General features: G+C 55.4%; 24 protein-coding genes and 1 tRNA gene. 9 read left to right on the top strand and 16 right to left on the bottom strand.

Translation table 11 applies throughout. The features are described 5' to 3' along the window. Positions 1-281: 281 nt before the first annotated feature. From AA74_RS0106175 to aspA, 6 genes are all read right to left on the bottom strand, one after another. A tRNA-Phe gene (locus AA74_RS0106175) sits at positions 282-357 on the bottom strand. Between the two features lie 127 nt (positions 358-484). After that, the gene (locus AA74_RS0106180; RefSeq protein ID WP_021240733.1) at positions 485-1060 is read right to left on the bottom strand and encodes a transcriptional regulator; all 576 of its coding nucleotides are present in this window, start codon (positions 1058-1060) and stop codon (positions 485-487) included. 49 nt (positions 1061-1109) lie between these two features. After that, the gene (locus tag AA74_RS0106185) at positions 1110-2801 is read right to left on the bottom strand and encodes a protein-disulfide reductase DsbD (protein WP_025911846.1); all 1692 of its coding nucleotides are present in this window, start codon (positions 2799-2801) and stop codon (positions 1110-1112) included. After that, entirely contained in the window at positions 2777-3100 is a 324-nt protein-coding gene (gene cutA, locus AA74_RS0106190) for a divalent cation tolerance protein CutA (protein ID WP_025911849.1), read from the bottom strand. Before cutA ends, AA74_RS0106185 begins: the two co-directional genes overlap by 25 nt. A gap of 113 nt (positions 3101-3213) precedes the next feature. Then, positions 3214-4515 carry an anaerobic C4-dicarboxylate transporter gene (locus AA74_RS0106195; RefSeq protein WP_024907357.1) on the bottom strand — a complete coding sequence of 434 codons (1302 nt, stop codon included), beginning with the start codon at positions 4513-4515 and terminating at the stop codon, positions 3214-3216. Positions 4516-4630: 115 nt separating this feature from the next. Continuing rightward, entirely contained in the window at positions 4631-6067 is a 1437-nt protein-coding gene (gene aspA, locus AA74_RS0106200; RefSeq protein ID WP_003855923.1) for an aspartate ammonia-lyase, read from the bottom strand. A gap of 334 nt (positions 6068-6401) precedes the next feature. Here aspA and AA74_RS0106205 point away from each other — a divergent pair, with 334 nt between their 5' ends. Beyond that, positions 6402-6866 carry an FxsA family protein gene (locus AA74_RS0106205; RefSeq protein ID WP_023616652.1) on the top strand — a complete coding sequence of 155 codons (465 nt, stop codon included), beginning with the start codon at positions 6402-6404 and terminating at the stop codon, positions 6864-6866. Positions 6867-6902: 36 nt separating this feature from the next. Here the strand turns inward: AA74_RS0106205 and yjeH are convergent, their stop codons facing one another. After that, positions 6903-8123: an L-methionine/branched-chain amino acid transporter gene (gene yjeH, locus AA74_RS0106210; protein WP_025911862.1), complete on the bottom strand. Its 1221-nt coding sequence runs from the start codon at positions 8121-8123 to the stop codon at positions 6903-6905. 179 nt (positions 8124-8302) lie between these two features. Here yjeH and AA74_RS0106215 point away from each other — a divergent pair, with 179 nt between their 5' ends. Together AA74_RS0106215 and groL are read left to right on the top strand one after the other, a co-directional pair. Further along, positions 8303-8596 carry a co-chaperone GroES gene (locus tag AA74_RS0106215; RefSeq protein WP_003855929.1) on the top strand — a complete coding sequence of 98 codons (294 nt, stop codon included), beginning with the start codon at positions 8303-8305 and terminating at the stop codon, positions 8594-8596. A 31-nt stretch (positions 8597-8627) separates the two neighbouring features. Then, positions 8628-10271 (top strand): chaperonin GroEL, encoded by a 1644-nt coding sequence (gene groL / locus AA74_RS0106220; protein ID WP_008502946.1) that lies wholly within the window; start codon positions 8628-8630, stop codon positions 10269-10271. A gap of 65 nt (positions 10272-10336) precedes the next feature. On the opposite strand, the gene iadA is transcribed toward groL, so the two are convergent. The 3 genes from iadA to AA74_RS0106235 are packed head-to-tail and all read right to left on the bottom strand — an operon-like array spanning position 10337 to position 12714. After that, a complete protein-coding gene (gene iadA, locus AA74_RS0106225; protein ID WP_025911868.1) occupies positions 10337-11500 on the bottom strand; it encodes a beta-aspartyl-peptidase in 1164 nt (387 codons plus the stop codon). A gap of 10 nt (positions 11501-11510) precedes the next feature. Continuing rightward, complete coding sequence (locus tag AA74_RS0106230; protein ID WP_025911869.1) at positions 11511-12068, bottom strand: YjiG family protein; 558 nt, start codon at positions 12066-12068, stop codon at positions 11511-11513. Then, the gene (locus AA74_RS0106235) at positions 12049-12714 is read right to left on the bottom strand and encodes a nucleoside recognition domain-containing protein (protein WP_025911870.1); all 666 of its coding nucleotides are present in this window, start codon (positions 12712-12714) and stop codon (positions 12049-12051) included. Before AA74_RS0106235 ends, AA74_RS0106230 begins: the two co-directional genes overlap by 20 nt. Before the next feature lie 234 nt (positions 12715-12948). Between AA74_RS0106235 and AA74_RS0106240 the strand changes: the two genes are divergently transcribed. After that, a complete protein-coding gene (locus tag AA74_RS0106240) occupies positions 12949-13302 on the top strand; it encodes a DUF4156 domain-containing protein (RefSeq protein ID WP_008502942.1) in 354 nt (117 codons plus the stop codon). Positions 13303-13367: 65 nt separating this feature from the next. Here the strand turns inward: AA74_RS0106240 and epmB are convergent, their stop codons facing one another. Then, positions 13368-14396: an EF-P beta-lysylation protein EpmB gene (epmB, locus tag AA74_RS0106245; RefSeq protein ID WP_025911872.1), complete on the bottom strand. Its 1029-nt coding sequence runs from the start codon at positions 14394-14396 to the stop codon at positions 13368-13370. Between the two features lie 40 nt (positions 14397-14436). Here epmB and efp point away from each other — a divergent pair, with 40 nt between their 5' ends. The 3 genes from efp (at position 14437) to ecnB (ending at position 15448) form a co-directional block, all read left to right on the top strand. Beyond that, positions 14437-15003, top strand: coding sequence for an elongation factor P (efp, locus tag AA74_RS0106250; RefSeq protein ID WP_008502940.1), 567 nt, complete (start codon positions 14437-14439; stop codon positions 15001-15003). Between the two features lie 58 nt (positions 15004-15061). Then, positions 15062-15193 carry an entericidin A/B family lipoprotein gene (locus AA74_RS0106255; RefSeq protein ID WP_024907352.1) on the top strand — a complete coding sequence of 44 codons (132 nt, stop codon included), beginning with the start codon at positions 15062-15064 and terminating at the stop codon, positions 15191-15193. Positions 15194-15301: 108 nt separating this feature from the next. Continuing rightward, on the top strand, positions 15302-15448 hold the full coding sequence (ecnB, locus tag AA74_RS0106260; protein WP_003025482.1) for a lipoprotein toxin entericidin B: 147 nt from the start codon (positions 15302-15304) through the stop codon (positions 15446-15448). Between the two features lie 37 nt (positions 15449-15485). On the opposite strand, the gene AA74_RS0106265 is transcribed toward ecnB, so the two are convergent. After that, on the bottom strand, positions 15486-16085 hold the full coding sequence (locus AA74_RS0106265) for a LuxR C-terminal-related transcriptional regulator (RefSeq protein WP_021240725.1): 600 nt from the start codon (positions 16083-16085) through the stop codon (positions 15486-15488). Positions 16086-16346: 261 nt separating this feature from the next. Here AA74_RS0106265 and sugE point away from each other — a divergent pair, with 261 nt between their 5' ends. Beyond that, a complete protein-coding gene (gene sugE, locus AA74_RS0106270) occupies positions 16347-16664 on the top strand; it encodes a quaternary ammonium compound efflux SMR transporter SugE (RefSeq protein WP_008502938.1) in 318 nt (105 codons plus the stop codon). On the opposite strand, the gene AA74_RS0106275 is transcribed toward sugE, so the two are convergent. Both AA74_RS0106275 and blaMIR read right to left on the bottom strand, forming a co-directional pair. Then, entirely contained in the window at positions 16661-17191 is a 531-nt protein-coding gene (locus AA74_RS0106275) for a lipocalin family protein (RefSeq protein WP_021240724.1), read from the bottom strand. The genes sugE and AA74_RS0106275 overlap by 4 nt on opposite strands. Positions 17192-17322: 131 nt before the next feature. Continuing rightward, positions 17323-18468, bottom strand: coding sequence for an MIR family cephalosporin-hydrolyzing class C beta-lactamase (gene blaMIR / locus AA74_RS0106280; RefSeq protein ID WP_025911878.1), 1146 nt, complete (start codon positions 18466-18468; stop codon positions 17323-17325). Positions 18469-18600: 132 nt separating this feature from the next. Between blaMIR and ampR the strand changes: the two genes are divergently transcribed. Next, complete coding sequence (gene ampR, locus AA74_RS0106285) at positions 18601-19476, top strand: LysR family transcriptional regulator AmpR (RefSeq protein WP_023293463.1); 876 nt, start codon at positions 18601-18603, stop codon at positions 19474-19476. A gap of 29 nt (positions 19477-19505) precedes the next feature. Here the strand turns inward: ampR and frdD are convergent, their stop codons facing one another. Further along, positions 19506-19865 carry a fumarate reductase subunit FrdD gene (gene frdD / locus AA74_RS0106290; RefSeq protein WP_008502934.1) on the bottom strand — a complete coding sequence of 120 codons (360 nt, stop codon included), beginning with the start codon at positions 19863-19865 and terminating at the stop codon, positions 19506-19508. A gap of 10 nt (positions 19866-19875) precedes the next feature. Further along, positions 19876-20271, bottom strand: a complete 396-nt coding sequence (frdC, locus tag AA74_RS0106295; protein ID WP_025911882.1) for a fumarate reductase subunit FrdC — start codon at positions 20269-20271, stop codon at positions 19876-19878. Positions 20272-20275 lie beyond the last annotated feature (4 nt).

Here is a 20275-nt window from a genome sequence, read left to right on the forward strand (position 1 = left end):
GTAGTGTGGGGTCTCCCCATGTGAGAGTAGGGAACTGCCAGGCATCAATTAGAAGAACCCCGTACCGGCAGGTGCGGGGTTTTTTGCTTTGTGCGTCAGAAATCATGCCGGATGGCGGCTTCGCCTTATCCGGCCTACAAAACCTGTAGCCCGGTAAGCGCAGCGCCACCGGGCATGGCAGACCGCACGATCCCACGGTAAAAAGAAGCAAGAATACTAAAGAAGGGATTTATAAACGCAGAAAAGCAAAAACCCAGCCATAGGCTGGGTTCTTTAAATAGTGGTGCCCGGACTCGGAATCGAACCAAGGACACGGGGATTTTCAATCCCCTGCTCTACCGACTGAGCTATCCGGGCAACGGAGCGCATTAAACCGCAATCGCGCCTTATCGTCAACATTATTTCGGGGAAAGCTGTTCAATTGCTTAACTTTGCGGCAATCTGATGGTTTACGCGTCGAATACGTCAAATATGACAGGTTCGCTTACGTTAACGCCCCGCCCATACGGCACTGAGCAAAGCGCAGAATATCTTCTGCCAGTCGGTGCGCCGTATCCACATCGGCCTGGCTACGGTTCACCAGCATGCGGCTCAGGCAGCCCTCCAGCACCAGCTCCATCTGTTTCGCCACCATTGCCGGGTCATCCACTTCAAGACGGGTCAGCAGCTCGTGAGTGAAGTCATGCGCAGCCCGTTTTTGCTGATCCGCCAACTGATGGACAGGATGGTCGGGATCGGGATAGAACGTACAGGCCGCAATAAACAGGCAGCCCGGATAGCGGTTGTTGCTGACACATTCCGTCAGGGCGGTATAGCGCGCCAGAAGCTTTTGTTCCGCAGTCAGTTCTTCATTCAGCATCAGCTGCCTGCGCCAGATATCAACCTGCTGGCTGAGATAGCGCAGAGCATCATAAACGAGCGCCTCTTTATCCGGCCAGAAGCGCTTAAGATCATCCAGGGGGTAATCGATACGGTCGGCTACCATCTCAAGCGTGGTGCTGGCGATCCCATAAATCTCAAGTAATTGCAGGGCTTGTCCCAGTACGTCTTCACGTTGCACGGTTATCTCCTCCGCTATTCCCAACGGTATGTTCCGTTTAAAGTGTTGTTTACGGTTGGCGATTGCGCAAATGCGCGCTAAATGCCGCTGCATCCATAAACCCGGTTACACGCTGTTCTGGCTGCTCCTGACCCTGTTGATTGAAGAACAGAATGGTTGGCAGCCCGAGCACGTTAAGCTGCTTCAGCAGAGCCTTATCCTGCGCATTATTGGCTGTCACGTTCGCCTGGAGCAGAACCGTCTCTTTCAGGGCGTTTTGCACCTGTGGATCGCTAAAGGTGTATTTTTCAAACTCTTTACAGGCGACGCACCAGTCGGCATAGAGATCGAGCATCACCGGTTTGCCCTTCGCCTGCGCAAGCGCGCTGTTGAGCTCATCGACGTTCTTAATCTGCATAAAGTTCAAATGCGCCTGCGTCTGGCCGACCGGCGAGCCGAACGCCCAATCCTGCAGAGGACGCACGCTCACCAGCGCGGCGGCGAGCAGGAGAATTTGCACCAGGCGCATCCACGCTTTTTTGGCCCCCAGACTGACGATAAATGCCCAGGAGAAGAACGCTACGCCGAGCATCGCCCACAGGCGAGTGCCCCATACGTCACCCGTAATGCGTTCCAGCAGAAACACCGGCAGCGCCAGAATCACAAAACCAAATGCGGTTTTCACCGTCTCCATCCACGGGCCGCTCTTCGGCAGCAGGCGGTTGCCGAAAACCGTGACCAGAATCAGCGGCAGGCCCATGCCCAGCGCGTAAAGGTACAGCGTACCGCCGCCGAGCCACAGATTGCCGCTCTGGGCAATATAGAGCAGGATGGCGCTCAGCGGGGCAGTGGTGCAAGGGGAGCAAATCAGTCCGGCGATGGCCCCCATCATAAACACGCCGCCTGCCGAACCACCCTGCTGACGATTGCTCATCAGCGTTAAGCGGGTTTGCAGAGCTGACGGTAACTGCAGCGTGAACAGGCCAAACATCGACAGTGCCAGCAGGATAAATATCGCCGACAGGCCAATCAGCACGTACGGGTGCTGAAGTGCGGCCTGGAACTGCAACCCGGCAGCGGCGACCACAAGGCCGAGCGCCGTGTAGGTCAGCGCCATACCCTGCACGTAAATAAAGGCCAGCAGCAGCGCGCGTGCGGTGGAAAGGCGCTGTTTGCCGCCCAGCACGATGCCAGAGATGAGCGGATACATCGGCAGCACGCAGGGGGTAAAGGCAATGCCAATGCCAATCAGTAAGGCCCACAGCGCGGAGAACGGAAGGTCAGCGGTATCCTCATGCTTCTCGCCTGAAGGAAGAGGTGAAATCGTGGGCGACGCTTTCACCTCACTAAGCGGAACCACCTTTGTTTCCGGCGGATAGCAGAATCCGGCATCCGCGCACCCCTGATAGGTCACCGTCAGGGTCGCGCCTTTATCCGCCTGGTTCACCGTAACGGGCACGCCCAGGCGCTGGCGATAGATTTCGCTTTTGCCGTAAAACTCATCTTCATGCCACTCGCCAGCGGGCATCTGTAATGCGCCCACGCTGGCCTGAGCAGGCGTAATGCTCACCTGTTTGCGATAGAGGTAATAGCCCTCTTTCACCTGCCAGTTGAGCGTAAGGTCGTGCTGGTTTTGCTGGAAATCGAAAACAAACGCCCGATCGGCAGGAATGAAGTTCGAACGGCCGGGCGCGTCAAACAGCCCGGCAAAAACCGATGTGCTGCAAAGCAGCAGGATTAGCGTAAGGAAGCGTTGAGCCATGAGAGATAGTCGTTATCGCCGTGGACCACTGGCAGAACCAGCAGTTCCGGGGTTTGGTAAGGATGATGAGATTTGAGGCAGTCGAGGAGTGCCTGCTGGTTTGTCAGATTGGTTTTGAGCAACATCTGGACTTCGTACTCTTGCTCCAGCTTACCTTCCCAATAGTAAAGAGAGGTAGCGCCGGGGAGGAGCGTGACGCAGGCTGCCCGTTTTTCGGCCAGCACTTTGGCGGCGAGATCCTGGGCAGAAGCTTCATCAGGGGCGGTGCACAGTACGACAACGGCATCAGGCGTGTTCACAAGTCGACCTCCTCATCACGAAAGGCTTCACTATATCACGCAAGGCGGTTGGTCATTAATGAAACGGGCCGCAGAGCGGCCCGATTTTAACTATTTTTACAACGGGGAACGGTTTACAGCACCACGCCACCGATGATAAAGCCGAGGATCACGCAGAGTGAAATGGCGACCACGCCCGGGATCAGGAACGCATGGTTAAACACATACTTACCGATACGGGTTGAGCCGGTGTCGTCCATCTCAACGGCCGCCAGCAAGGTTGGGTAGGTAGGCAGCACGAACAGGGCAGAAACGGCAGCAAACGAGGCAATAGCGGTTAACGGGGTGACGCCCAGCATCAGAGCCGCAGGCATCAGCGCTTTGGTGGTCGCTGCCTGAGAGTAGAGCAGGGTAGCCGCAAAGAACAGCACGACCGCCAGCAGCCACGGGTAGTTATGCAGCAGGTCGCCGGCCACGGTTTGAATGTCGCTGATGTGCGCTTTCACGAAGGTATCACCGAGCCACGCCACACCCAGCACGCACACGCAGGCGCTCATGCCGGATTTGAAGGTGCTGGCGTTCAGCACTTCGCTGGTGTCAATTTTACAGGTGATGCTAATCAGCGTCGCGATGGTCAGCATGAAGACCACAATCGCTTCGTTACGCGGCAGGACCGGGTTCTGGATCAGCCCCACGGTATCGCTGATGGCGGTCGCATAGAACATGACGGCAACAATACCAATCAGGAACAACAGCACGGAGCGTTTCGCATGTGGCTTCAGTTCGAAGACCTGGCTGCCGCGCAGGCTCACTTCACCTTTTGCCAGACGCTCCTGATAAACCGGATCGTCTTTCAGTTCAGCACCGAGGAAGTTACACAGCACGGCGGTAATCATCACCGCAATCAGCGTCACCGGAATGCAGATCGCCAGCAGCGTCAGGTAGCTCACGCCCATCGGCTCCAGGATACCGGCGAAGAAGACCACCGCCGCGGAAATCGGCGAGGCGGTAATCGCGATCTGGGACGCGACGACGGCAATAGAGAGCGGACGCGACGGACGGATGCCCTGTTCTTTAGCCACTTCGGTGATCACCGGCAGCGTGGAGAAAGCGGTGTGGCCAGTACCGGCGAGAATGGTCATAAACCAGGTCACCAGCGGAGCAAGGAAGGTTATGTATTTCGGGTGGCGGCGTAGCATGCGCTCCGCCAGGCTCACCAGGTAGTCCATACCGCCTGCCACCTGCATGGCGGCAATAGCGGCAATGACTGCCATGATGATTTCGATAACGTCGAACGGGATTGCGCCGGGTTTAATCTGAAAGATAAGGGTAAGAACGAGCACTCCAAGACCGCCGGCAAAACCGATGCCGATACCCCCGAGTCGTGCTCCCAAATAAATCGCCAACAAGACGATGACGAGTTCTGCTCCAAACATAAGGACCTGCCTTGCTTATTAACAAGTTGATATTGAATTGTTGTATTTTGGTAACGCCTAAAAAGAAAAAAGGCACGTCACAAGTGACGTGCCTTAAGAAGCCTAGCCTGAACGGTTACTGTTCGCTTTCATCGGTATATCGTTTCGCTTTATAGGCCGGGTGCATCAGGTTCTGGGCTGAGAAAATATCGTCCAGCTCGGCTTCGGTCAACAGCCCGCGCTCCAGCACCACTTCACGCACGCTCTTACCGGTTTCGGCGCAAATCTTACCGACGATGTCGCCGTTATGGTGACCGATGAACGGGTTGAGGTAGGTGACGATCCCGATGGAGTTATAGACATAACCCTCGCAGACTTCTTTATTCGCTGTGATGCCGTTGATGCATTTTTCCAGCAGGTTGTAGCAGGCGTTGGTCAGAATGTGGATAGATTCAAACATCGCCTGGCCAATGACTGGCTCCATCACGTTCAGCTGCAGCTGACCCGCTTCAGAGGCCATGGTCACGGTCGTATCGTTACCGATGACTTTGAAGCAAACCTGATTCACTACTTCTGGCACGACCGGGTTCACCTTGGCTGGCATGATGGACGAACCTGCCTGCAGTTCTGGCAGGTTGATTTCGTTCAGGCCAGCGCGCGGGCCGGAAGAGAGCAGGCGCAGGTCGTTACAAATTTTGGACAGTTTCACCGCCAGACGTTTCAGCGCGCTGTGTACCATGACGTAGGCGCCGCAGTCGGAGGTCGCTTCAATCAGGTCTTCTGCAGGCACAACCGGCAGGTTGGACACTTCAGCCAGCTTCTGTACCGCCAGCTGCTGATAGCCATCCGGGGTGTTCAGACGCGTACCGATGGCGGTAGCGCCCAGGTTCACTTCCAGCAGCAGCTCGGAGGTGCGCAGCAGATTTTTAGTCTCTTCGTTCAGCAGGACGTTAAACGCGTGGAATTCCTGGCCGAGGGTCATCGGCACCGCATCCTGCAGCTGGGTACGACCCATTTTCAGAATGTCCTGGAACTCAACCGCTTTACGCTGGAAGCCATCACCCAGCTGGTTGATCGCATCCACCAGTTTCACCACGGAGGCATACACCGCGATACGGAAGCCGGTAGGGTAGGCGTCGTTGGTGGACTGGCATTTGTTGACGTGGTCGTTCGGGTTCAGGTACTGGTATTCACCTTTCTGGTGACCCATCAGCTCCAGGCCAATGTTTGCCAGTACTTCGTTGGTATTCATGTTGACGGAGGTGCCCGCGCCGCCCTGATAGACGTCAACCGGGAACTGATCCATGCATTTGCCGTTGTTCAGCACTTCATCGCAGGCTGCGATAATCGCATTTGCCGCGCTTTTAGGAATGGTTTGCAGCTCTTTGTTGGCCAGGGCTGCGGCTTTCTTCACCATCACCATGCCACGAACAAACTCAGGGATGTCGCTGATTTTGCTGTTGCTGATGTAGAAGTTTTCAATCGCTCTCAGAGTGTGGACACCGTAGTAGGCATCCGCTGGAACTTCCCTGGTACCCAACAAGTCTTCTTCGATACGAATGTTGTTTAACATGTGAACCTTCTTTTCAAGCTGCCGATGGATTGTACTAAACACACAGTATTTATGTGGTTTTGAATATTTTCTGACCGACGATTATTCCCTCAATCAGCCAGATGCTCGAGATCATATGCTGATGATAGCGAATTGCCGTAAGCTGGATCACTTATTATCGAGCCGATTCCATGATAATTATTAATCTGTGAAATGGGTCACCGCTTTAATATTTCCAAAAAAAATATCCGTGCAAACTGATTGAATTTTCGCTAACCGTCACCATCTCATACAAACGCGCGTCGCGAACACATTCAGACAGGGGCCGATGGCCTCTGCCACACAGGAGATGCCAGTGCGCTGGATACCGTTTATTGCTTTCTTTCTCTATGTTTACATTGAGATTTCCATTTTCATCCAGGTTGCCCATGTGCTGGGCGTCCTGCTGACGCTGATTCTGGTGATTTTCACCTCCGTCATCGGCATGTCGCTGGTGCGTAATCAGGGTTTCAAAAATTTCCTGATAATGCAGCAAAAGATGGCCGCAGGCGAAAGCCCGGCGGAAGAGATGATCAAAAGCGTGTCGTTGATTATTGCGGGGCTGCTGCTGATTCTGCCCGGGTTCTTTACCGACTTCCTCGGCCTTCTGCTGCTTCTGCCGCCGGTGCAAAAGCACCTGACCATGAAGCTGCTGCCGCATCTGCGCTTTAGCCGTATGCCGGGCGGTGGGTTCAGCACCGGGCCAGGCGACACGTTTGAAGGGGAATATCAGCGTAAGGATGAACAGCACGACCGTCTGGATCACAAAGACGATCGGTGATTTTGTTGCCCGGTGGCGCTTCGCTTACCGGGCCTACTAAAGCGCCAGCCACAACACCGCCAGCATGACGATGGCATACACGCTCTTCCATCCCACCATTGCCAGCAACAGCAGGCACAGTAGCCCCCCGACAAGCGCCAGTGCTTTATAACGGCCTTTCAGCAAACGGCATCCCGCCAGCATACACAGCAGGTAGATCATGATGAAAATGCCGTTGGCGTAGACGAGCAGCGTATCCAGATTGACCTTCAGGGCGTAAATGCACAGCGTACTCACCACGCAGCAGCCCAGTACGGCATTCAGGGCATTCAGCGGCAGCTGGCGTTTAGACAGCCGTGCGAGGCGGTTATCAGGTCTGTAAAGCGCCTGAGACCACACCAGACGGGCAAAGCTCTGGATATAAATGTTAAGGCTAGCAAAACAGGCCAGATAGCCGATAACGCAGGCGATCCACAGCGCCTTCACACCAAACAGTTCAACCACAATACCCGGCAGCGATGCCGCGGCGGCGAGATCGGCTCCGAAAGCCTTGAAGTGCAACACCAGCACAGTACACGCCCAGTACACCGTGCCTGCCAGCAGCAGGCCGATCATCAGTGCGCGGGGGAAATCACGTTCAGGCTGCTTAAATTCCGACGCCAGATGGGCAAAGGCTTCCAGACCGACAAAACACCAGAACATGACGGAGAGCGCGGCAAAAAGCTGTGAGTGGTCGACGTCTGTCACGGCCGGGAAGGGAATCTCTTTTACGGTGATATCGCCCGCCCACCAGATAGCGGCAACGAGCGCGACAATCAGCACCGCAACCAGTGTCTGCAGGTTGGCGCTGGAGCGGGCTCCGCGTGAACCCACCCACCAGACGATAGCCAGCGTACCCAGTTCGGCCAACAGCAACTGCTCGTCATGCCAGCCAAACAGCGCCTGGCCAAAGCCGGTTGCAATGTGCAGCGCCGCAGGAAGCCCAACCGGAATAACGGAGAGAAACAGCCAGCCGGTCACACGCTCCAGTCGCGGGCCAAATGCCAGCCCGACAAAATGCGCCACGCCGCCCGCGCTGGGGAAATGCCGCCCCAGGATGGCAAACACAATGGCAATCGGGAAAACCAATACAATCAGAACGGGCCACGCCCACAGACTGTTATTTCCGGCTACCAGTGCCGCCAGTGCAGGTACGGCGAACACGCCCGTCCCTAATAAGGAGGTTGAGAGCAGGCCGACCCCCTGCGCCAGCCCCAACTCCTGCTTGAGTCCACTCATTGACATCGTCCTGCCAATTCCAAAAGAGAGGCGATGGTAACACTTTCGCAAAATTTTTTTTCAACTCCCCCTTGAAGGGGTAAAAAGCTATCCCCATCTCTCAGGGCACTAGTCGGAAAACCGCATGCGGGCCGGCGTCATCCATAACTGATAATGACTTTCTCAAAGGAGAGCTATCAATGAGTATTCGTCCGTTACATGATCGTGTGATCGTCAAACGTAAAGAAGTTGAAACCAAGTCTGCTGGCGGCATCGTTCTGACCGGTTCTGCAGCAGCCAAATCAACGCGTGGCGAAATCATCGCTGTCGGTAAGGGCCGCATCCTGGAAAACGGAACTGTGCAGCCACTGGACGTTAAAGTTGGTGACATCGTAATTTTCAACGATGGCTACGGCGTGAAATCCGAGAAGATCGACAATGAAGAAGTGTTGATCATGTCCGAGAGCGACATTCTGGCAATTGTTGAAGCGTAATTTACGCACGAGAATTTGAGGAAATAAGAACATGGCAGCTAAAGACGTAAAATTCGGTAACGACGCTCGTGTAAAAATGCTCCGCGGCGTAAACGTACTGGCAGATGCAGTTAAAGTGACCCTGGGCCCGAAAGGCCGTAACGTAGTGCTGGATAAATCCTTCGGCGCGCCAACCATCACCAAAGACGGTGTTTCCGTAGCACGTGAAATCGAGCTGGAAGACAAGTTCGAAAACATGGGTGCGCAGATGGTGAAAGAAGTGGCCTCTAAAGCGAACGACGCTGCAGGCGACGGTACCACCACCGCGACCGTTCTGGCGCAGGCCATCATCACCGAAGGTCTGAAAGCCGTTGCGGCGGGCATGAACCCAATGGATCTGAAACGTGGTATCGACAAAGCTGTCGCCTCCGCTGTGGAAGAACTGAAAGCGCTGTCCGTACCGTGCTCTGACTCTAAAGCGATTGCTCAGGTTGGTACCATCTCCGCTAACTCCGACGAAACCGTAGGTAAACTGATCGCGGAAGCGATGGACAAAGTCGGTAAAGAAGGCGTAATCACCGTTGAAGACGGTACCGGTCTGGAAGACGAACTGGACGTGGTTGAAGGTATGCAGTTCGACCGCGGTTACCTGTCCCCATACTTCATCAACAAGCCAGAGACTGGCGCTGTTGAGCTGGAAAGCCCGTTCATCCTGCTGGCTGACAAAAAAATCTCCAACATCCGCGAAATGCTGCCAGTGCTGGAAGCCGTTGCGAAAGCAGGCAAACCGCTGGTTATCATCGCTGAAGATGTTGAAGGCGAAGCGCTGGCGACCCTGGTGGTTAACACCATGCGCGGCATCGTGAAAGTGGCTGCGGTTAAAGCACCTGGCTTCGGCGATCGTCGTAAAGCGATGCTGCAGGATATCGCTACCCTGACCGGCGGTACCGTCATCTCTGAAGAGATCGGTATGGAGCTGGAAAAAGCGACCCTGGAAGACCTGGGCCAGGCGAAACGCGTTGTGATCAACAAAGACACCACCACCATCATCGATGGCGTGGGTGAAGAAGCCGCTATTCAGGGCCGCGTAGGTCAGATCCGTAAGCAGATCGAAGAAGCGACTTCCGATTACGACCGTGAAAAACTGCAGGAGCGCGTAGCGAAACTGGCAGGCGGCGTTGCGGTAATCAAAGTCGGTGCTGCGACCGAAGTTGAAATGAAAGAGAAAAAAGCGCGCGTTGACGATGCCCTGCACGCGACCCGTGCTGCGGTAGAAGAAGGCGTGGTTGCGGGTGGTGGCGTTGCGCTGGTGCGCGTTGCCGCTAAACTGGCTGGCCTGACCGCTCAGAACGAAGACCAGAACGTGGGTATCAAAGTTGCGCTGCGCGCAATGGAAGCGCCTCTGCGTCAGATCGTGTCTAACGCCGGTGAAGAGCCATCTGTGGTAGCAAACAAGGTTAAAGCGGGCGAAGGTAACTACGGTTACAACGCGGCAACTGAAGAATACGGCAACATGATCGACTTCGGTATCCTGGACCCAACTAAAGTGACCCGTTCTGCTCTGCAGTACGCGGCCTCTGTTGCTGGTCTGATGATCACCACCGAGTGCATGGTGACCGACCTGCCTAAAGGCGATGCGCCTGACTTAGGTGCTGCTGGCATGGGCGGCATGGGTGGAATGGGCGGCATGATGTAATCATGTTGTTCTGAACCTCTCAGAACGAACCCCGGGCAGAAATGCCCGGGGTTTTTTATTGCGTGCTATTCGAAAGTCCCTTTGACGCACACGGCACCTTCACGCACCATCTGGCGGCCTTTGGCCCAGACCTCGCGAATCTTCAGATCGTCCGTCAGTACCAGGAAATCCGCGTCGCATCCGGGCGCGAGCCGTCCCTTATGCTCCAGCCCGAGAAACGCCGCCACGTTTCGCGTAAAGGGAAGAAGCGCCTCTTCCAGCGGCAGCTGATGCCGGCTGACCAGCTGCTGCAACGTTTCGAGCAGGGATTCGAACCCCGCCACGCCCATACCCACCAGATTGCCGCTCTCATCAAATTTCGGCTGGCTGCCGTTGCCGTCCGAACTGAGCGTAAGCCGGTTAAACGGCACCTGCGCCTCGCGGGCCATCACGATGGCGCTGGCGGCGTCAATCGGTTCACTGATGCTGGTCGTGATGTCGATAAAGCCGCCTTCGCGGGCATAGCTCAGCGCGGCAAGGAACAGCGCCCGGGCGCGGTTTACGTGCGTTGGCAGCAGTTTCACGCGGGGAACGTCGGCGTTATTCAGGATGCTAAATAGCGGCTCCAGCAGCTTTGGGCTGTTGCCGAGGTGAAACACGGAAATACCCGCTTTGGCACCCAACAGCCCGCCTACGCGTGACTGGGCAGCCATACTGGCGAGCTGGTCCTCGGCTGGCGCGGAAGAACGATGGTCAGAGATCGCGCATTTCACGCCAATGATTTTATCAATCAGCGCCACGTCTTTTTCGACACTGCCGATGATGGTCGGCGAAGGCAGCCCGTACGCCCCCGTCAGCATCCATGCGCTGATCCCTTCATGTTCAAGGGCCCGCGTTTTTGCCAGCAGCGATTCAGGATGCCGGGTCACGCCGTCGGTGCCTAGCAGGCCAACAACCGAGGTGATGCCTGCGGCAACGAGTGCAGACAGGCGAACTTCTGGCGTGCGGGTGTGAGGGCCCGCCTCACCGCCGCCACCGATCAAATGCACATGCTGGTCAATAAACCCCGGGCAAACCACCGCCCCAGCCAGATCGCTTTCCGGGCAGTCTGGCCTCGTTGTTCCGTGGTTCGCTTTTTCGATCGCCACGATTTTTCCCGCAGCGATCAGCAGATCGCAATGTCCCTTATCCTCCGGGGCGTAGAGATGTGCGTTGCGGAAAAGGTGGGGTTTCAGCACTGAAAAATCCATTTTTATCTCCTCAGAAGAGTAGCTGCATCACCCACATTGAGAGCAGGGCATTAATGACACAAAGAGTAATAATATGCGGATAATATTTCGGGTTTACGCCGGCGGTACCCAGGCAGCGGCCGGTGTTTTGCACCGGATTGCCCATTAGATAGATGGCGGGCAGCAGGATGGTGGCATCGTGGCCGTTAAGCGTGCCGGCGGTACCCAGGCAGCGGCCGGTGTTTTGCACCGGATTGCCCATTAGATAGATGGCGGGCAGCAGGATGGTGGCATCGTGGCCGTTAAGCGTGCCGGCGGCGACCAGGCTGGCGCAGACGCCCACGCCGCCGCCCATACTCATCACCGAGGCCAAAAGAACCGTTGCCGCCGCACCCGGAAGGCCCCACAGCGCCATAATTGGCTCGCATATCTTGCCGACAATATCCAGCAGGCCGGTGACCTTGAGCGCCTGAATGATGACAAACGCCATGACGACGTTCGGCAAGAGGCTGGTGGTGGCGATGGTAAAGCCGCGCCGGGCGCCGTCAATAAACAGATCCATGATATTTTTACGCGGCTGGGCGATCATGTTCTTCCTCCTGAAGACGACGATTTTCCATGTGGGCGATCCACAGGCGCAGGACGTTCGCACCAACGAATTTAAACACCAGAATAACGGCCAGCGGCGTAATCACCGGGATGGTGATAACGGTGAAGAGCGCGGCACCGGAAGAAAAATAGTTGGTAATGATGGCGCTACCGCTGGTTTGGAAGGTGGCGAAAATAGCGCGCTCCTGATCCGTAATCGCGCCTTCATCGGTTAACTCTTTGGTCATCCCTGCCGCCGCATCGGTGTTTTGCAGGTTGGCTATCAGCGCCAGGGAGCAAACGCCCGGCACACCCAGCAGCGGACGTAAAATGGGGGTCATAAGCTGCTGTGCGGCACGTAACCCGCCCAGACCTTCGGTGACGGCGATGATACCAAGCGATAAAATGACCGAGGGAGCCAGCTCAAGGGCAAAGAGGAAACCGTCTTTCGCCCCCGTTCCGCCCGTTCCGCGAAACGTCAGAGCGCCGTTGACCGGGCCAAAGCTGCCGTTTAAGACGGTAAAATCCAGCACGCGCCACCATTCGGTACTTTTGGCGAAAAAGCCCGAGAAAAAAACGATGGTAAGTACAAACGCCACATAACCCACCCATGTCACTTTTTCCTCTCCTGAGGATGATGCACTCATAAAACCTCCTTTTTTAGTCGCGTACAAAAGTTGTACGTTGCATCACTAAAAACGATCGGGGGCTAAAACACGATATCCCAAAGGTTATTATCAGAATTCATTTAAGATGTCGGAGGAGTGCCTCGCGGAATCTGGCTCGCAGAAATGCGCGGGGGTTTTTCTTTTAGTCATCTTTTAGGTATAAGATTTACACACGGACAATTACTGTCCAGCTTATTGAAAACGAGGAATAACATGCGCGTAAAAGTCTGTGCAGGGATTGTAGGGGCAGCACTGCTGCTGGCGGGTTGTAGCTCCAGCAATGAGCTGTCGGCAGCGGGCCAGGGCGTTCGCTTTGTGGAAGATAAGCCTGGCAGTGAATGCCAGCTGTTAGGCACGGCAACCGGTGAACAAAGTAACTGGATGTCGGGTCAGCACGGTGAGGAAGGCGGTTCTATGCGCGGAGCGGCGAATGCCCTGCGTAATCAGGCTGCGGCAATGGGCGGCAACGTGATTTACGGCGTAAGTAGCCCAACGCAGAGTATGCTGTCCAGCTTCGTGCCGACCGCCAGCCAGATGACGGGCCAGGTCTATAAGTGCCCGAACTGATGTAATGTGCTAATGGCGCTGCGCCCGGCCCTGTAGGGCGGGTAAGCGTAGCGCCACCTGCCTTTTTAGTGCTGCCGCAGCTGCAAATCGAGCGGCGTCTTGCTCGGCTCTCCGCCAATCTCGCGTGCCAGCTTCGGCACCATATAGCCTGAAACCAGCGTTAACAGTTCGCGCATAATCTGCCGGGCTTCTTCATCCGTCACCATGAAATGCGCCGCGCCCTGAACGCGATCCAGCACGTGCAGGTAATACGGCATCACGCCCGCATCAAACAGGGCATTGCTCAGATCGGCCAGCACGCGGGCGCTATCATTCACGCCGCGCAGCAGCACGCTCTGGTTCAGCAGCGTCACGCCCGCTTTACGCAGTCGCGCCATCGCCGCGCGAAACGCATCGTCAATTTCGTTCGCGTGATTAATATGATTCACCAGCAGCACCTGCAGGCGAGATTGCTCCAGGCGTGCCACAAGGCCGTCGGTGATACGTGCCGGAATAACAATCGGTAAGCGGCTATGAATGCGCAGGCGCTTAATGTGCGGGATGGCTTCAAGCTGAGTCAGCAGCCAGTCCAGCTCATGATCTTTCGCCATCAACGGGTCACCGCCGGAAAAAATAATCTCATCCAGCTCCGGATGGGCGGCGATATAGTCCAGCGCGACCTTCCAGTTGCGTTTATTGCCCTGGTTTTCGGCATAGGGGAAGTGCCGACGGAAGCAATAACGACAATTTACCGCACAGCCGCCTTTTACCAGCAGCAGGGCGCGGTTGAGATACTTGTGCAGTAAACCCGGCACCACGCTGTTCTGCTCTTCCAGCGGATCGGTGCTGTATCCCGGCGCAGTAATGAATTCATCCTGCGAAGTAAGCGTTTGTTTTAATAGCGGATCGTCGGGGTTGCCTTTCTCCATCCGCGCCACAAACGCACGGGGAACGCGCAGGGAGAAAAGGCGCTTTGCCTCGCGGCCTGCAAGCAACTCTGGGTGCTGATCGAGGTCTAAAAGACGCAGCAATTCATCAGGACTGGTGATTACATCGGCAAGTTGCGATAACCAATCTTCTCTGGACGGGGTGTTTAGGGTTACAATATGCGCCATTTTGTGGCTTAGCTACCAGTTAACAAATTTAGAGGGCCTTATGGCAACGTACTATAGCAACGATTTTCGTGCTGGTCTTAAAATCATGATGGACGGCGAACCGTACGCGGTTGAAGCCAGCGAATTCGTTAAACCAGGTAAAGGCCAGGCATTCGCACGCGTTAAGCTGCGCCGTCTGCTGACCGGTACCCGTGTTGAGAAAACCTTCAAGTCTACTGACTCTGCTGAAGGCGCTGATGTTGTTGATATGAACCTGACCTATCTGTACAACGATGGCGAGTTCTGGCATTTCATGAACAACTCCACTTTCGAACAGCTGTCTGCTGATGAGAAAGCGGTAGGTGACAGCGCTAAATGGCTGCTGGATCAGGCTGAGTGCATCGTGACCCTGTGGAACGGCCAGCCTATCGCAGTGACCCCACCAAACTTCGTAGAACTGGAAATCGTTGAAACCGATCCAGGTCTGAAGGGTGATACTGCAGGTACCGGCGGTAAGCCAGCCAAACTGTCTACCGGCGCAGTGGTGAAAGTGCCACTGTTCGTACAGACTGGCGAAGTGATCAAAGTGGATACCCGCTCCGGCGAATACGTATCCCGCGTGAAGTAATTTACGTATGATTGAAGGCGCAGCGCCCGCTGCGCCCGATTTTTTGCAGGCAGGGATGATGAAACGTACCGTTAAAATTCTGCTTCTGTTAGCGCTCTCCAGTGCATTGCTTTCTGGCTGTAACACCACGCGTGGAATGGGACAAGATATCCAGGATCTGGGTCATATCATTTCTCACGCCGCCAGCTAAGTTCGTCTAATTTTCCTAAAAATGCTTCCTCTTCCGTCAACCGGCGGGATTTTGTCTATTCTTAAGTTGCTATACACAAAACAACTTTGGCTATAAAAGGAAGATATTATGGTTAAGAAGACAATTGCAGCGATCTTTTCAGTCCTGGTACTTTCTTCAGTGTTAACGGCCTGTAATACCACGCGTGGCGTCGGTCAGGATATTTCTGAAGGTGGTAGCGCAATCTCTGGTGCGGCAACAAAAGCTCAGCAGTAATGAATAAACGGTACGGGACCAGCCGGGTTTCGTACCGTCAGCTTTCTGATTCCTGCAGGGATAAGAACGGAGAAAAACGCGTATCCATATGTAATTTCATGCGGATATTGCGTTTATAGGTATAAACCGTTTTTCCGTTGATGCTCAGGTGAGCGGCAATTTTTTGATTGCTCGCGCCGTCCATCCATAACGTCAGCACCTTCTCTTCCTGTCGGGTCAGCAAGGGAGCCGCCGCCGTTGGTCTGTCAGCGCTGGCGCGCGAAATTAGCGCGTCGTTGATAACCGTTGCCACCTCTTCGAGACTGGCGTTTTTCAACAGCGACGACCAGACCGGAAACTTCCCAAGCCAGTCGGTCATGCCGCTGTCCTCTCCCGACTGCAGCAAAATAAACGGTAATCGTTCACTGGCGTTAAGCAGGGAAGAGAGCTGCTGAAAATGGTGAATATCCTGCCTGAAGCCGTACAGGTCAGCGATAACCAGCGTCGGTTTCCATTGCAGAATGTGTTCTCTGGCAAGAAACAGATTATTCAGCCCGGTCACAACGTAGTGTCCCGGGAACAAACCGGAATGATTGAGCCATGCTTCAAACCCCGCGCGGGTGAAGTGACAACGGTCAATCAAAAGAATTTTGAACATATTTTATTCGCAGTCGGCTAGTGGTTTGGCTTCCTGCCATCAGAAAGCACATCATCATAGAGAAGTCGGATGAGTGCTAAAAGCCGGAACTCCGCGCCATACTGCGGCTATTTCTTGCCTTAACGTGTTCAGCAAAAAAGGATTGAAAAAAAATAGCACGCTAACCACAATAGGTGGCGTAATCTCTGCCTTACGGGACGACCCGTAAGCGTTTCTTTCACCGGGGACGGCCCCAACTTGCATTAAGTTAAGGAGCCTGACATGTCCTGGATCATTCTTTTTATTGCTGGCCTGCTCGAAGTGGTATGGGCGATTGGTCTCAAGTACACCCACGGATTTACCCGCCTGACGCCCAGCGTCATTACCGTTACCGCCATGATAGTCAGTATTGTTCTGCTATCCTGGGCGATGCGCTCTTTGCCTGTGGGAACGGCTTATGCCGTCTGGACGGGTATTGGCGCAGTGGGGGCCGCCATCACCGGCATTTTGCTACTCGGCGAGTCAGCGAGTCTGGCGCGTATCGCCAGCCTCGCTCTGATTGTGGCCGGGATCGTTGGGCTTAAGCTCAGCACCCACTAATGGGGCTGTTTTACCCAGATAAGTTTTGATACATCAAACCCTTGCCGGGTCGCGACGTCCAGCATCTGCTGCTTCATTTCGGGTGAAATAGTTGGCGTGCGGGAGAGTATCCACAGGTAGTCGCGATCCGGCCCACAGACCAGCGCATGGCGATACGCTTTGTCGAGCGCTATCACGTTATAACCGCCATAAAACGGACCAAAGAAAGAGACCTTAAGCGCGGCCCGTCGCGGGTCGCCAGTGAAGTACGCTTTTCCCACCGACTGCTGCCACATCTCCCGATCGGGATTATAGCCCCGGTTGATCACCTGAATACCGCCATCATCCATCGGACTGTAATTCGCCGTGACCTTCTCTAAACCCTGCTCAAACCGATGGTCGAGTCGCGCGATTTCATACCATGTTCCAAGGAAGCGTTGTGCATCAAAAGGCGTGACGACGGTGACGCCAGGAGGCGGGGTAGGGGAACTGCAGGCAACCACTAAAAACGCGGCTGTCACCGCGGCGATAACAGGCAGAATGCGCATAGGAGTTTCCTTACTGTTTTTTTGTTAAGTGTAGATGACAGCAGGAAAAATGCGGAAGATTGTGCGGCGAATTTCGCCGCACACCGTGGTTTTGTAGGCCGGGTAAGGCGAAGCCGCCACCCGGCAATGTTTTACTGCAGCGCGTCGAGGATACGGTATGCCGCCTCAACGCGTGCCGGGTTCGGATAGCTTTTATTCGCCAGCATCACAATGCCGAGCTGCTTTTCAGGAATAAATGCCACGTAGCTGCCAAACCCGCCCGTCGAGCCTGTTTTATGGACCCAGGAGGCTTTGACCGGCGGCGCGGGTGGATTCACTTCTGCCACGGGCAATGGTGCCAGCGCCACCTTGTTATCACTGCCTCCGACGACGGTTTTGGCATCGACCGGCCAGTTGAGCATCTCCCAGCCCAACCCCTGATACATGGCCCCCACGCGCCAGTAGCGAGACTGCGCCAGAGCAATGCCTTGCTTGAGTGAGGGAGCCTGAAGAGAATCCGGCTTCATGTTGGCTATCAGCCAGCTCGCCATATCCTTCACGTTAGTTTTTACGCCATAGGCTTCCGCGTCCAGCATCCCTCGCGAAACGTGGACCGCTTTACCCTCACGGTATCCCCAGGCGTAATGCGCCTCTTCCGCTTTCGGGACGTTAATCCAGGTATGGTCCAGCTTGAGGGGTTTAAAGACCCGCGTCGTCATGGCCTGCTCATAGCTCATGCCGGAAGGTTTAACCGCCAGCGCACCAAAAAGACCGATGCTGGCGTTAGCGTAAAGACGCGTGGTGCCCGGCTTCCACTGCGGCTGCCAGTTTTGATAAAAGCGCAGCAGAGAGGCGGTATCCGTGACCTCATCCGGCACCTGTAACGGCAGACCGCCTGCGGTATAGGTTGCCAGATCCAGCATGCGAATGCCCTGCCACTGCTTGCCCGTGAGCTCAGGCCAGTATTTTGCTACCGGATCGCCCAGCGCTATTTCACCCCGGGCAATGGCATCGCCGCCCAGTACGCCGGTGAAGGTTTTACTTATAGAGCCCAGCTCAAACAGGGTTTGCGGGGTGACGGGTTTGTTCGCCGCAACATCGGCTTTACCGAAGGTAAAGTAGTGTGGCTGACCCTGATAAATTACCGCCACCGCCATACCCGGAATGGCCTGCGCGTTCATCAGCGGCGTAACGGTACGTTCCACCACCTCAGCCAGCTGTGTTTCGGACATCGGTGCGGCGAATGCAGCGCTGGCGACGCTGAGCAGCAGGGCACAGCTTAGGGATTTTGTCATCATCGGTTATCTTCCGTAATAGCAGTTCAAGGGAGTGTCCGGGCCCGTCAGACCGCTGTAGTCTGTTGGATTTGACTGTGGCTGACAAACGGTTAAATTTAGCATTAGCTGTTAATTTTTCTAACGGATGGGACCATGACCCGCAGCTATCTTCCGCTTAATTCGCTTCGCGCCTTCGAAGCGGCCGCCAGGCACCTCAGTTTTACGCATGCCGCTATCGAGCTGAATGTCACCCATTCCGCGATTAGCCAGCACGTAAAGGCGCTTGAGCAGCACCTTAACTGCCAGCTGTTCGTCCGCGTTTCGCGTGGGCTGATGCTGACCACGGAAGGCGAGAATTTGCTGCCGGTACTGAATGACTCGTTCGACCGAATTGCCGGAATGCTGGATCGCTTTGCCAGCCAGCGCGCCCAGGAGAAGCTGAAAATTGGCGTGGTGGGTACCTTTGCTACCGGGGTGTTATTCTCGCAGCTCGCGGACTTTCGTCGCTGCTATCCGCATATCGATCTTCAGCTGTCGACGCACAACAATCGCGTCGATCCGGCAGCCGAGGGGCTTGATTACGCCATTCGTTATGGCGGTGGGGCGTGGCACGGCACGGAAGCGACGTTTCTTTGCCCTGCACCGCTTGCGCCGCTTTGCACGCCTGACATTGCAGCCGCGTTGCACACCCCTGCCGATATCCTGAAGTTTACCCTCCTGCGTTCTTACCGGCGCGACGAGTGGACCGCCTGGATGCAGGCCGCGGGAGAAAACCCGCCTTCACCGACGCACCGGGTAATGGTATTTGATTCGTCCGTGACCATGCTGGAAGCCGCGCAGGCAGGTACGGGCATCGCGATTGCCCCTGTCGATATGTTCACCCATCTGCTGAACAGTGAGCGCATTGTGCAACCCTTTGCGACGCAGATTGACCTTGGTAGCTACTGGCTCACGAGGCTGCAGTCACGCGCAGAAACGCCCGCAATGCGCGAGTTTGCTCAATGGCTGGTGGGGAAGATGCAGAAATAAAAGGCCCGCCGGATGGCGGGCCAGAGGCGTCAGATAGTGATCACGGCAATCAGCGTGACCACGGTCAGGATGGTCGCCAGACCGTAGAATACCCATTTCCCGCTCGGGACATGGATTTTCAGGTCATGCATCGCATGGTGAATACGGTGCAGGCCACACCACAGCGGCAGGACGATCATCAGGAAGATGAACACGCGACCAATAAAGCTGCTCGCGAACGCCAGTACGCGTTCGTAGCTCAGCGCATCGCCCGGGAACAGCCCCAGCGGCAGCATAATGCCCACCAGCAAAATGATGACGGGGGCAATGATGGCACTCCACATGCCGCCTGCGCCAAAGAGGCCCCAGAAGACCGGCTCGTCAGAACGTTTTGGATTTGGATTGATCACAGTAGTCTCCTTACCAGAACAGTGCGACAAACAGAATGACCACGGTGACCAGAATCGTCACCGCCCAGAGCCCCTTAATCACCGGTTCTGGCCCCATTTTCTCGCCTTTTACGATGATGTTCGCCGCTTTTGGCGCCAGTTCAAACCAGGTTTTGGTATGCAGCAGCGCGGCTGCAAGCACGATCAGGTTCAGAATGACAATGATCGGGTTTTGCAGGAAACCGACAAAGCTGGCCCAGGTTTCCGGGCCATGCTTGAGGGCAAAAATGCCGTACATCAGCTCAAGGCTGAACCAGACCGCCGGTACCGCTGTGCCTTCACGCAGCATGTAGAAGCGATAAAACGGCAGGTTTTTCCACCAGGTGGACGGCACAGGCCGCACATAGGCTTTGCGTTTAGTCGTCATCATG

The sequence above is a fragment of the Enterobacter sp. 5-4 genome (genome assembly GCF_000612205.1).
Classification (GTDB): domain Bacteria; phylum Pseudomonadota; class Gammaproteobacteria; order Enterobacterales; family Enterobacteriaceae; genus Enterobacter; species Enterobacter roggenkampii.